The sequence below is a fragment of the Olsenella sp. kh2p3 genome (genome assembly GCA_900119625.1).
Taxonomy (GTDB): Bacteria; Actinomycetota; Coriobacteriia; order Coriobacteriales; family Atopobiaceae; genus Tractidigestivibacter.
On sequence record FPKD01000007.1, the window covers coordinates 1 to 12,678 of the forward strand.

Annotated in this window: 10 protein-coding genes; 2 read left to right on the top strand and 8 right to left on the bottom strand. The window is 63.1% G+C overall.

All coding sequences use genetic code 11. The features are described from left to right. Positions 1-1,337 (bottom strand): PKD domain-containing protein (locus tag BT122_RS08040; RefSeq protein WP_143190018.1); only part of this gene is annotated, 1,337 nt, incomplete at its 3' end. A gap of 185 nt (positions 1,338-1,522) precedes the next feature. On the opposite strand from BT122_RS08040, the gene BT122_RS08045 reads away from it, so the two are divergent. Beyond that, a complete protein-coding gene (locus BT122_RS08045) occupies positions 1,523-2,929 on the top strand; it encodes a glycosyltransferase (protein ID WP_072355446.1) in 1,407 nt (468 codons plus the stop codon). 55 nt (positions 2,930-2,984) lie between these two features. On the opposite strand, the gene BT122_RS08050 is transcribed toward BT122_RS08045, so the two are convergent. The 7 genes from BT122_RS08050 to BT122_RS08080 all read right to left on the bottom strand — a co-directional run bounded on the left by BT122_RS08050 (position 2,985) and on the right by BT122_RS08080 (position 11,077). Continuing rightward, entirely contained in the window at positions 2,985-6,287 is a 3,303-nt protein-coding gene (locus BT122_RS08050) for an FtsX-like permease family protein (protein WP_072355447.1), read from the bottom strand. A 53-nt stretch (positions 6,288-6,340) separates the two neighbouring features. After that, positions 6,341-7,042, bottom strand: coding sequence for an ABC transporter ATP-binding protein (locus BT122_RS08055; RefSeq protein ID WP_059053977.1), 702 nt, complete (start codon positions 7,040-7,042; stop codon positions 6,341-6,343). A gap of 32 nt (positions 7,043-7,074) precedes the next feature. Beyond that, positions 7,075-7,308 (bottom strand): hypothetical protein, encoded by a 234-nt coding sequence (locus BT122_RS08060; RefSeq protein WP_072355448.1) that lies wholly within the window; start codon positions 7,306-7,308, stop codon positions 7,075-7,077. Beyond that, on the bottom strand, positions 7,298-8,644 hold the full coding sequence (locus BT122_RS08065; protein ID WP_072355449.1) for a Y-family DNA polymerase: 1,347 nt from the start codon (positions 8,642-8,644) through the stop codon (positions 7,298-7,300). The genes BT122_RS08060 and BT122_RS08065 overlap by 11 nt, the downstream gene beginning before the upstream one ends. Before the next feature lies 1 nt (position 8,645). Beyond that, on the bottom strand, positions 8,646-9,227 hold the full coding sequence (locus BT122_RS08070; protein ID WP_059053971.1) for a DJ-1 family glyoxalase III: 582 nt from the start codon (positions 9,225-9,227) through the stop codon (positions 8,646-8,648). 124 nt (positions 9,228-9,351) lie between these two features. Beyond that, on the bottom strand, positions 9,352-9,813 hold the full coding sequence (locus BT122_RS08075; RefSeq protein ID WP_059053969.1) for a PTS sugar transporter subunit IIA: 462 nt from the start codon (positions 9,811-9,813) through the stop codon (positions 9,352-9,354). A gap of 121 nt (positions 9,814-9,934) precedes the next feature. Further along, the gene (locus tag BT122_RS08080) at positions 9,935-11,077 is read right to left on the bottom strand and encodes a glycerate kinase family protein (protein WP_072355450.1); all 1,143 of its coding nucleotides are present in this window, start codon (positions 11,075-11,077) and stop codon (positions 9,935-9,937) included. Positions 11,078-11,329: 252 nt separating this feature from the next. Here BT122_RS08080 and BT122_RS08085 point away from each other — a divergent pair, with 252 nt between their 5' ends. Then, positions 11,330-12,556: a hypothetical protein gene (locus BT122_RS08085; RefSeq protein ID WP_072355451.1), complete on the top strand. Its 1,227-nt coding sequence runs from the start codon at positions 11,330-11,332 to the stop codon at positions 12,554-12,556. Positions 12,557-12,678 lie beyond the last annotated feature (122 nt).

The following is a 12,678-nucleotide window of genomic DNA, read 5'->3' on the forward strand; positions in this document are numbered from 1 at the left end:
GTGACGCCGTCGAGCGACCAGGAGTCGTCGTAGGCCTCGACCTCCGTGGACATGGTGCGCGTCCGCCCGGAGCGGTCGGTCACGTCGACGTAGAGCACGTAGCGGCCGGGGCGGTAGAGGGAGAGCTCGGAGGAGGCCTCGCTCGTGCCCTTGCCGGTGTCCCTCACGGTGGAGCCCCAGAGGTCCCACCCGCCCCCGTAGGACCAGACGTAGTTGTACGTGGCGCCGGCGAGGTCGCCGGACACCTGGGGCGTCACGGTGACGGGCTCGTCGACGCGGACGCGGGACGAGGAGAGCTCGACGCCGGTGAAGGACCACTCGGGGGGCGTCACCTCGAGCGTCGCGGACATGGTGCGCGTCTGCCCGGAGCGGTCGGTCACGTCGACGTAGACCGTGTAGGAGCCGGGGCGGGAGACCTCGGAGGAGAGGGTCGAGGACGCGTCGGAGGTGCCGGAGCCGCTCGAGAGCACGGTGGAGCCCCACTCGCCCTGCGCCCAGGAGCCGTTCCGCTGCCAGACGTAGTTGTACTCGGCGCCGTCGAGGTCGCCGGTCACCTGCGGGGTGACCGTCACGGGCTCGCCGGAGGTGACGCGGTCGGCGGAGAGCTCGACGCCGGTGAAGGACCAGGACGGCGGCGTCACCTCGAGCGTGGCCGACATGGTGCGCGTCTGCCCGGAGCGGTCGGTCACGTCCACGTAGACGGTGTAGGTGCCGGGGCGGGTCAGCGTCAGCGTCCCCGTGGCCTCGCTCGTCCCCTTCCCCGTGTCCCTGGCGGTGGAGCCCCAGAGGTCCCACCCGCCCTCGTAGGACCACACGTAGTTGTACGCGGCGCCTCCGAGGTCGCCGGTCACCTGCGGGGTGACCTTCACGGCCTCGCCGGAGGTCACCCGGGTGGCGGAGAGGCTCACGCCGGTGAACGACCACTCGGGCGACGCCACCTCGAGCGTCGCGGACATCGTCCTCTTCTCGCCCGAGCGGTCGGTGACGTCGACGTAGACCGTGTAGGAGCCGGGGCGGGAGACCTCGGAGGAGAGGGTCGCGGAGGGGTCGGCGGTGCCGGAGCCGCTCGAGAGCACGGTGGAGCCCCACTCGCCCTCCGCCCAGGAGCCGTTGCGCTGCCACACGTAGTTGTACGTGGCGCCTCCGAGGTCGCCGGTCACCTGCGGGGTGACCGTCACGGCCTCGCCGGAGGTGACGCTGGAGGAGGAGAGCTCGACGCCGGAGAAAGACCACCCAGGTGCGACAGCGGACTCAGCAATTGCAGGCAGCGTAACGGCTAGAGTACAGACGAGCGCCAAGGCCAGGCCCACTAGACGGTTGACTGGTTTCAAACTCATCGACCTCCAAGAGGTTCTGCTTGGTGACTCTTTTGTGAATATTTTCAGTCACAAGTATAGTCTCTCGTCAATTTGAGCATTGCACACGTTTGTCAGAAGCAACGAATCCAAGCAAAGAAGGCGTGCGCCAACTGCTAGACTTGGGAAAACCCGAAGGGAATAATCTCGGTAATGAGGACTTGCCTATGCCAAGCACCGAAAGCGATAAACCCGCAATTGCCTTCCATTACTTTACGTTTGGCATTGGCGGCGGCGAGAAGGTGACTTCTCTGCTCATCAAATGTTTTGTTGAGCACGGATATCCCGTCACACTTCTTACCGACATTCCGCTTTCCGAAAACCACCAAGAACTGCCCAGCTCAGTTGATTGCGTAGTCCTCCCCTCGGCTGGAGACGCGCGTAGCCAACTTATTCAGGACACAATCGCCCAGCGAAACATCAAGGTTGTGGTGTATGCAAGTTGGCTCTCTACTAAAGCAATCCAGGACGAGGCAGCCATACAGGCGGCTGGCGCCAAATTCGTGTACTTCCCACAGAGCTGCGTCGCTTACTTTGTTGACAAGCCCGACGGCCAATCGCTCCTGCACACCATGAGAACATGCGCTCAAAGCGCAGATGCGGTTGCGGCGCTTGGCCAGTCGGATGTGCTGTTCTGGAAGACTTGGTGCCCAAACTCGTTCCTCGTTACCAATCCCGTTGGCGACTACCTTGCACAAGACACAACAATCCCCCACGTAAGAGGCACCCGCACTGTCGTATGGTGCGGAAGACTCGATCCGCGCGAGAAGCGTCCCGACCTGGCAATTGAGGTCTTCTCGGCATTCCATCGTGTGCGGCCAGGCTATCGGCTCGTTATCGTAGGCGGGGGCGACGACAACGTTCTTGCGGGTCTCAAGGACCTGGCCGCTCAAAGGGGTATCGCAGATGCGGTGACCTTCGTCGGCTGGGTGAACGACTGCACGCCATACCTCGTCGATTCCGACATATACATCCAGACGTCACCCGTAGAGGGCTTCTGCCTAACTCTTTGCGAGGCAATGAACGTTGGCGTCCCCTCGGTCTGCTTCGAGCTGCCAAACTGCGAGCCAACAAGGGATAGCGGCGTAATGCAAGTTCCCTGGAACGACATCGAGCAGTTCGTAAACGCGCTTGTCTTTCTCGCTGACTGTAGCGACAACACCTACAGTTCCATCTCGAAACAGGAGTATCAGCGCGTACGAGAACTCTGCGACAAGGACATCTACGGCGAGTGGCATCACGTGCTGGCTGCGGCTCTCGCGCAGGCATCTGCTGATGGCGACAAGGTCGACGACACTCAGACTCGTCTTATGGAATCTCTTGCAGGAGGGTACACGCGGCTTGCAGACGAGACCGCAAGGGCCACGCAGAGGTGCCATGAGCTTGCCAATGATGTGGAGCGCCAGTCAAATGACCTACGCGAGAAGGACTCTCGCATCCAAGAACTAGAGGGGGAGCTTGCCGCCGAGCGTGCGAAAGTCGCCCGATTCGACACCTCAATCTCTTTCAAAATTGGGCGTGCCGTAACAGCCCCACCAAGGTTTATCCGAGATCACCTTGCAAGGCATCGGTAACAGCGCTAAGGAACTCGACCGACAGCTTTTTCAGGCCACTTTGCACAGCCGTACATTAGTCCACGCTCTTCAGGCTCTCCACCATGTCAACGGCGTCGAGGTGGCGCCGCATAGCGAGCATCACTAGCAGCGTGAATCCCATCGTGAGGGCAAATGCAAAGCCATAGCTCGTCGCGTGGATGGTGCGCCCAAACATCACGTAGTCGACCTCGGCAGTGGTGACTACGAAGTTCTCGAGCCACGTCCCCAGAAGCAAGCCCACCGCGTCGCCAATTGCCGCGGTAATGACTATCTCGCGGAAGATGTAGGCGTGAACCTCTCGGCGTGTAAACCCAAGCACGCGCAGGCTTGCTATCTCACGCACGCGCTCGGCCACGTTGATGTTCGTGAGGTTGTAGAGCACGATGAAGGCAAGTGCCGCGGCCGAGACCACCAACACGACGACAACCGCATCCACCACCGAGAGCATGGACCGGTAGAGCTCGATCGTCTCGGACGAGAAAGCCACGGTCGAGACAGCGCCCTCGTCGTGGAGCGCCTCGGAGAGCGCGGTGCGTCCGTCCGCGTCGAGCGTGGTTGCCACCAGAACGGTCGAGAAGGACGGCTCACTTGCATCCACCTTGGTCCAGGCATCGGGCCCCACGTAGACGTAGTTCCCCACGTAGTTCTCGCAGATGCCGGTCACCGTAAGGGCATGCCCCTCGCCCGTTGCGTTGCCCACCTCGTCCACGTCGCGAAGCACCACCGTATCGCCAACGCCAATGCCCAGGCGGGTCGCGAGCTTCTCGGTAATGACAACGGAGTCGTTGTCGAAGGGTATCTCCTCGTGCGTGGTGCGGCTCCGCAGCGTCACCGCGCCCTCGAAGGTGGACGCATCCTGCGGGACAACCACGCTCACGCGCAGCGTGTCTGTGGTGCCGCTGCTGGCGCCGGCGTGCATGGTGACCTCCTGCACGCGGTCCTCGCGTGTCACCTGGCCGGTCGAGGCAAGGATGTCCTCCACGGCAGCCATGTCTTCATCGGTGGCACCGTCCTTGAGCCCCACAGTGGTGTCGTAGTGAACGATGGGTCCGTACTGGCAGTCGATGATGTCCCAGATGGCATCGTGAAGGCCAAAGCCCACCAAGAGCAGCGCCGTGCAGCCCGCCACCCCAGCCACCGTCATGGCAAGACGGCGCTTGTAGCGGAACATGTTGCGGCAGGTGACCTTCCACGAGAACGAGAGCCTGTTCCAGAGCGGGCGGATGCCCTCGAGAAGAATCCGCTTCCCTGGCTTGGGCGCCAGCGGGAGCATGAGCTGGGCGGGCGTCTCGCGCAGGCTTGAGACAACCGCACCCCAGGTAGCGACAAGCGTCACGCCCACGCCCACGCCACCAGACACCAGAGCCACCGCGGGGTCCACGGGAAGCGGCCATGCCATGGCAGGCACGGCGTAGATAACGCCGTAGGAAGCCATGATGATGGCCGGAAGCGCCTGCGAGAGCACGGTGATACCCAGAACCGCACCTCCCACGCTGGCGATGGCGGCATAGACCAGGTAGCGCGAGGCGATGCGGCCCTTGGAGTAGCCCAGAGCCTTGAGTGTGCCGATAAGGACGCGGTCGTCCTCTACCATGCGGGTCATGGTGGTAAGCGCAACAAGCGCAGCCACGAGGAAGAAGAAGACCGGAAAGACGTTAGCGATGCCGTCCATGCGGCGCGTGTCCTGCATATAGGTCTCGACGCCCTCGTCCTGCGTGCGGTCGAGCAGGTAGACGTCGGGCTTCTCGAGCGCGTCTACCTGGGCCTGGGCATCATCGATCTTCGCCTGTGCGTCATCGAGCTGCGACTGGACGTCTGCTTCCTGCTCCTGGTAGTTGGCAAGGCCCTCCTCGTAGCTTGCCTTGGCGTCCGCCAGCTGGTCTTCGGCCTGGGCAAGCTGGTCCTCGTTCTGGTCGAGCGTGGCCTGAGCAGCCGCAAGCTCTGCCTCGGCGCTCGCGCGCTGCTGGTCGAGCTGGGCATTGGCGGCGTCAAGCTGGGACTGGGCGTCCGTAAGCTGCGCCTGCGCCGAGGAGAGCTGTTCCACGCCCACAAGCGCCTGGTTTACCTGGTCGAGTGATGTCTGCGCCGCTGCAAGCTGAGCGCGCAGGGCCTCGAGCGTTGCCTGATCCGCAGCGTCACCCAGCGCCTCCAAGGCAGAAATCTGCTGTTCGAGGGCATCGATACCTGCGCTGGCCTGCTCCTTCTGGGCAAAAAGCGAGGAGGCCGCCTCGTCGAGCGAGGAGGCGCCAGTCTGCGCGAGCAGGGCGGACGTGCTCGTCTCGAGCTCCTGACGCTGCTGGTCGAGCGTTGCCTGGTTGGCATCGATCTGGTCCTGGGCGTCCTGCAGCTGCGATGCTGCCTCGGCACGCTTTTGTTCGAGCTGCGCCCGGCCATCCTCGAGTTGCGCCCTGCCGGAGGCAATCTCTTCCTCACCCGAGGCAATCTGCTGCGCCGCGTCGTCCAGCTGCGACTTGGCATCCGCAAGCTGCGATTCCGCGTCCGCGCGCTCCTGGTCGAGCTGAGCCTGCGCGTCGTCCACCTTGGCCTGGGCATCCTGGCGCAGATCACCGAGACGTGCCTGGGCCAGCTCGTCCAGGCGTGCGGAGAGCGCCTCCTCCGTGGGTGAGATGGCATCTTCGTAGAACGAGCTTCCGCTCACGGCTGCGTCCGCCCCATCGACGCTCAGGTAGAGCGTGGTCCATGGGTAGTCGTCCGAGAAGGCCGAGGGCAGCACGTAGGCCACCTGCTTCACGGACCCGTCACCAAGCGTCGTGGTGCCAAAGGTGCCTGTGTAGGGATAGCTCGGCGAGCTCATGAGCCCCACCACGGTGAAGGTGCGCACCGAAAGCGTGCCGTCGAGGTCATCCGTACCGTAGAGGACCTCCACCGTATCGCCCACTTCAAGGCCGGGCGTGGCAGCATCACCGTCGAGCAAGCACTCGTCAGCAGACTGCGGCCAGCGCCCCGCCGTCAGGTGCACGCGGTTGAGGTAGGAGTTGTCGGAGGACTCGACCGTCTCGTCAGACGTGCTTGTCGCCGCTTGCGCCGCATCCGCGTCGAGCGACGTGATGCGCACGGCCATCTGCTCGTTGCCAACGCGCGCCATCACGTCGGTGGAGCTTGAGGGCATGACCGCCGTGACGCCCTCGGTAGACGAGACGCGCTCCACGTCCTTCTCCGAGAAGCCCTTCGTGGAAACCAGCCGCAGGTCATAGAGCTTGCAGCCATCAAACCAGCGGTCCGCGGCAAGGCGCATGTCTCGTCCTGACATCTGCAGGCCGGCCAAAAAGCCGCAGCCCAGGGCCACGATGCCCGTGATGGCAAAGAAGCGCCCCATCGAGCCGCGGATGCTCCTCCACACACTTCTTGTGAACGGCGAGGCTGCCACCCCTACCACTCGACCTCTGCCGCATCGAGCGGGTACTCGTTTGTCTCGACGCTCTCGGCGCGTCCCTCTCGCACGTGAATCACTCGGTTAGCGATCTGGGTGAAGGCGGAGTTGTGGGTCACAATTGCCACGGTGCGGCCGCGCTCGCGGCAGGTGCGCTGGAGAAGCCCCAGAATCTGCTTGCCCGTCACGTAGTCCAGGGCACCCGTGGGCTCGTCGCAGAGCAGAAGCTTGGGGTTCTTGGCAAGCGCGCGGGCAATGGCAACGCGCTGCTGCTCACCGCCGGAGAGCTGCGCCGGAAACATGTCCTTGCGCTCGGCGAGGCCAACCTCGTCAAGCACCTCGGCTGCTGGAAGCGGATCCGTGCAAATCTGGCTTGCGAGCTCGACGTTCTCGAGTGCGGTGAGGTTCTGCACCAGGTTGTAGAACTGGAACACAAAGCCAATGTCATGCCGGCGGTAGAGTGTGAGGTCGTGCTCAGAGAGCCCCGAGACCTCGCGGCCCGCAAGCCGGATGGACCCGGAGGTGCAGGAGTCCATGCCTCCAAGCATGTTGAGTACCGTGGTCTTGCCGGCGCCGGACGGCCCCACAATCACGCAGAGCTCGCCCTCCTCGATGTCGAAGGACATGCCGGCAACCGCATGGACTTCGACGCTACCCATGTGGTAGGTCTTACAGACGTCCCTGAACTCAACAAATGCCATGTAACACGCCCAATCCCAGCGGTACCCAGCCATCAGTCCTTGTCCACATTATGCCCGGGACCGCGCTGGATGGCAGGCGGCGCCGAGTGAGGCCACGGCCTTGGCCCGTGGGCGGTACCCTCCTCCTGCTGGCGCTCGCGCTCGGCGAGCATGGCGCGATACCCCTTGAGCGGGTCAAATGGCGAGAAGATCTTTGCCCGCTCCGAGAGGGGCATGGGCTGGCGCGGATGTGGCGTGGCGCGCCCGCCGGCGGCGCTACTCTCCACTGCGATGACCCCCAATCTGCAGGTTGCGCTCGCGCGTGGTTGCCTCGGGGAGAAGGTCCACGCCTTTGAGCAGCGAGTTCTTTCCAAACTTGCGCTTCACGGCGCTGATGGCCTCCTGCCGGCGGCGCTCACGGGCGTCCGCTTCTGGTGTGGCAAAGAGGCTGTCCTGGACGCCGGGGGCATCCTCGGGAAGCACGCCTGTGGCCGTGAGGCCAAGGCGGTGCACCGGGCGCGAACGGTCAACGGAGGAATCGAAGATGCGCGTGATTGCAGCCATGATCTGTTCGCGCGAGCTGGTGGGCACAAGGAGACGCTCGGTGCCGCCGGCGGAGGCAACGGCGCGGTACCAGGCACGAGGGTCCGAGCGGTCACGAATGCCCGCGCGCTCCTCGGCCGAGAGGTCGTATCCCACGTACAGGCTCACGCCACTGGCAACAAGCCGCTGGTCAACGAGGTCGAGCGCGAGAGAGTCTGCCATCTCGCGAGCAATGATGCGCGCACCGGCAAAGTCTCGGTTGCAGCCGAGAACCTGCGCCGTCGAGACGGAATGTGAGCCGGAGCGATAGGCCTTGATGTCTGCCATAGTCACGGGCTCCACGCCCCAGGCGTGGTCGATGAGTATCTCCGCGTCAACGCCAAACTCCCGGTAGAGGGGCTCGGCTGGGTAGGTGGCAACCTGGCCCATGGTATGTATGCCCATGGCTGCCAGGCGCTCGGCAATGCCAGGGCCCACGCGCCAGAAGTCCGTGATGGGACGGTGGTTCCAGAGCGTGGCGCGATAAGTCTCCTCGTCCAGCTCGCCAAAGAAGTCCCTGCTGTGCTTGGCGGTGATGTCGAGTGCGATCTTTGCCAGGTAGAGGTTGGTACCAAGCCCGCAGGTGGCGGGGATGCCAGTGGTCTTCACCACATCCTCGCGAATGCGCTCACCAAGCTCGCGCGCCGTGCAGCCGTAGAGGTCGAGATAGCCCGTGATGTCCATGAAGGCCTCGTCTATCGAGTAGACGTGGATGTCTTCCGGGGCAATCCAGCGCAGGTAGACCGCATAGACGTCACACGAGCGCTCCATGTAGAGCGCCATTCTCGGCGGCACCATCACGTAGTCGATGGTCTGAGGGATCTCGAAGACGCGGCATCGGTTGCGCACGCCCAGCGCCTTCATGGCCGGCGAGACCGCAAGGCAGATGGTCTTCTCAGTGCGCGAGGGATCGGCCACCACGAGGCGCGTCGCGAGCGGGTCAAGGCCGCGCTCCACGCACTCAACGCTGGCGTAGAAGCTCTTGAGATCTATGCAGAGGTACTGGCGCTCCTGTGCGCGCGCCGCAAGGGCGTCTGCCACGCTAGTGCTCGAGCACGATGCGGGGCTTGAGATCCTCGACGGCGGCATCCCCCAGGAACCAGCGGACAATCTCGAGGCCAAACGGGATAGCGGTTGCCATGCCCTTGCTGGTGATCACGTTGCTGTCCACCACGGCAGGCTCCTCCGAGAGGATGGCGCCGTTCTCCACCAGCACGTGCTGGAAGTTAGGGTTCGAGGTTGCGGGACGGTTGGTAAGAATGCCTAGCTCGGCCAAGATCGATGGGGCGGCGCAGATGGCAGCCACGCCCTTGCCCGCCTGGTCGAAGGCCATGACGGCAGCGGTGAGGGGTTCGCACGCCTTGAGGTTGAGCGTTCCCGGCATGCCGCCAGGGAGCACGAGCATGTCGTAGTCATCGAAGGAGAAGCCTTCGTCCGCAATTGAACGGTCGCAGGTGATGGTAACCTGGTGCGAGGAGGTCACGGTGCGCTCCGGCGTGATGGACACGGTGTCTGTAGGGATGCCCGCGCGGAAGAGCAGGTCAACCACCGTAAGGCCCTCGATTTCCTCGAGCCCGTTGGCCACGAACACTGCGACGCGCTTGTCGGTCGACTGCCTGAACATTCCGTACTCCTCTCATGAGACAAAGGGAGTTTCCCTTTGTCTCATCATAAGAAGGGCGGCGCGCAAATGCGGCCGCCCTCGAAATCAACAGCTACACAGGACAAGGAAACCCCGTCCCGTTGGCTTAGTCCTGATCGTTAATGCCCTTGTTGATGGCGTCGGCGATAGCCTGGGGATCGTCGGAGCCACGCACGAGGTTCTTGAAGTCGTCCTTCATGAGCAGGACGGCGGTCTTGGACAGCAGCTTGATGTGCGTGGTGCCAGCCTCGCCGGCGGGGACCAGCAGCGAGATGGCAATGTCGACAGGCTTCTCGTCGAAGGAAGGCCAATCGAGGGCGTGGTCGTTCTTGAAGACGATGACGGCTGCCTTCTTGATGGCGGCGTCCTTGGCGTGCGGCACGGCAAAGCCGTCGGTCATGCCCGTCTCGCCCATGTCCTCGCGGGCGATAAAGGCCTTGTAGACGGCATCGGCGTCATCGGTGACGCCAAGCTCGACTGCCTTCTGGGAGATGAAGCGCAGCACCTCGTCGCGGCTCTCGGCGTGCTGGTTAACAAAGACGTCGTTGGAAGTTACGAAATCGCTCACTGGGTGCTCCTTTGGACGTAGGAAAACGTGTGGCATCGCGCATGGGCACGATGACCTCTCTCTACATAATAGTAGCAGGGAAGCTCGTTGCGCCCAAGAATTGGAGCGGGATACGCGCGGCTTACGTAATGGGAAGACCCCTGCCCAGCTTCAAGAGAGAGAAGACCCTTGCTGCGGCAAGATGGTAGTTCCTCTCGGCATGCAAAAGGGCGTCCGTCACGTCACTGCAGTCGATAACCGTGGGCACAAGTGCATCTACGCCCAGGTTTGAGAGGTCAAGGGCACTGGGGTCCATGCCGCCCACGATAGCCACGCAGGGCACACCCGCCTGCTTGCAGCGCGCCGCCACGCCCGAGACCACCTTGCCGTGAAGTGACTGCTCGTCCGCGTGGCCCTCCCCCGTAATGCAGAGGTCAGCGCCGAGAAGCGCCTGGTAAAGGCCCACAACGTCGAGAACCCAATCGATGCCCGAAACCGATGTTGCCCCAAGGAAGAGGCGCACCGCCGCGCCAAGGCCGCCTGCCGCCCCGTCGCCAGGCTGGTCCGCACTGCTGCCGAGCGTACGCTCGAGCACGTTCGCGTATGATGCCATGCCTTCCTCGAGCTCCTCGATCTGCTGCGGGCTGGCACCCTTTTGCGGGGCAAAGACGCGCGTGGCACCGCAGGGGCCAAGGAGCGGGTTGTCGACGTCGCATAGGAGCCGGAAGCGCGCGTGCGAGACGAGCGGGTCAAGGCCGGTGGCGTCGATGCTTGCCACGCGGGCCAGATCTGCGCCGGTGCCATCGAGCTCCCCTCCCGCGGCGTCAAGAAAGCGCACGCCCAGCGCGCGCATGGCCCCCATGCCACCGTCGTTGGTGGCGCTACCGCCAATGGCAAGGGTTACCTCAGTGGCACCGTTTCGCAGTGCGTGAAGCACGAGCTGGCCCGTGCCAAAGGTGCTGGTGAGCATGGGGTTTCGCTCCGCGTGCGTGAGAAGCGGCAGTCCCGAGGCAGCGGCCATCTCGATGATGGCACGGTTCCCGGGGAGCATGCCGTAGATAGCCTCGACGGGCCGGCCAAGAGGATCTGCCACGCTAGTCTCGACGCGGGCGCCGCCAAGGGAGGCCACAACTGCATCGACCGTCCCCTCGCCGCCGTCCGCCACCGCAAGCTTTGTGCAGGTCACGCCGGGAAAGGCGCGCGTGGCTTCCTCCGCGAGAATGGCAGCCGCGCGAGCAGAGCTGATGGTGCCCTTAAGCGAATCGGATGCGAAGACAAACCTCATGTGCACTCCCCTCTCTGTGCGCGGCGGCACCGACGCCGCTCGCCAGTTGTCGCCCGGCGCCTCTCGCCAGTCGCCAACCGGTACTGTTGAGAACTAATTCGACACATTAGAGCCTCAAGGGTCCGAAAAATGTCCAAATCCTTCTCAGCAGCGTCAGACAAAAGCCGCTTACCCGAGTTTTACCTCTCTAACCACGTTATGAGTGATACTAGACTGCCACAGATAGGCCCGGAGGCAAAAGAAGGTGACGTCATGTCAAAGGCGGCGCGGGCAAGGCTCATGAATCAGGTAAACCGAGCAGCTGCTGGGCTTGCCTTCTTCTCGCCTGATGCGGAGAAGGACGAACGTGTAGCCTCACGAATGGCAGCCGCCGGAGACCTTGTGCGGGTGTGTCCAAGGGTCTACGCAAGCCCATCAGACTGGGAGGGACTTAGGCCCGATGCCCAGCACCTCTGGCTAGCAAGGGCATTGCAGGACAAGCACCCATCATGGGTGTTCTGCGGGACAACCGCCGCTCTCATTCACGGCCTTTCGGTCTCGTATTACCAGCTAGATAGGATAATGCTGGCCGTTGGACCTCACGGACACTCGGGACGGATGGGCACCCTTCGACGAATGGAAACCTCCGCGAGCAACGTGGCGGCCATCGATGGACTCCGTGTGACGCCAATACTCCAGACTGTCTTTGATTGCATGCGCTGGATGCCATTTTCCGAGGGTCTTGTTGTTGCAGACTCCGCCCTTCGGGCCGGGCTAGTCGAAAAAGACCAGCTCATTGAGTACGTCCTGTCAAGGGGAAGAGGGGTAAGGGGTGCCGCACAGGCGTACGTCTGCGCCTTGCACGCCGATGGCCGCGCTGAGAACGGCGGCGAGTCACTCTCGCGAGCAACCATGCTTGAGCTGGGATTTGCTTGTCCAGAGCTTCAGGTGGAGGTTCCCAATCCACTCAACCCAGATCATCCATACCGTCTGGACTTCGCCTGGCGGCTTGCAAACGGGCAGCTCATTGGCGGAGAACACGACGGCTTCGAGAAGTACACCAACATGGAGATGCTTGCTGGTGGGAGCACGCTTGACGCCCTTGTGGCAGAACGTCAGCGAGAATCCTATATTGCCGCGGCGGGCATTAGAGTGCTTCGGTTCACGGCACGCCAGAGATGCGACAAGGTTTACATGTGGAGACTGCTCTCGACGTACGGGGTTCCGTGGGTCGGCACACCAAAGGAAATTGCGTCTCCGCGCGCAGCTGCCCGCCTGCTTGCCAGGGCACGCCAGCAGCGTCGGAATGAGCAGTGGATTCGCAACCATCTGCAAGGCACGCTCCAGATGCAGCTGGGTTCTTGCCTTGTAAACATCGAGGTTATTCAGGGGCCGTGGCACAGGCGCAGCGCCGGACGGCGCACCAAGCGTCCGGAAGCCGGTAATCCAGCAGCGGCAGATTTGCTCCCGGGTACTGTTGAGAAAAATCTGGACAAATAGCGTCGCCCAAAGCCTGAAAAATGGCGAATTTCTTCTCAACAGCCCAGGAGGGTTAGCTCAGAGGTTAACCAGGAGGGTTAGCTCGGAGGTTAACCAGGAGGGTTGGCCCAGAGGAATCCAGA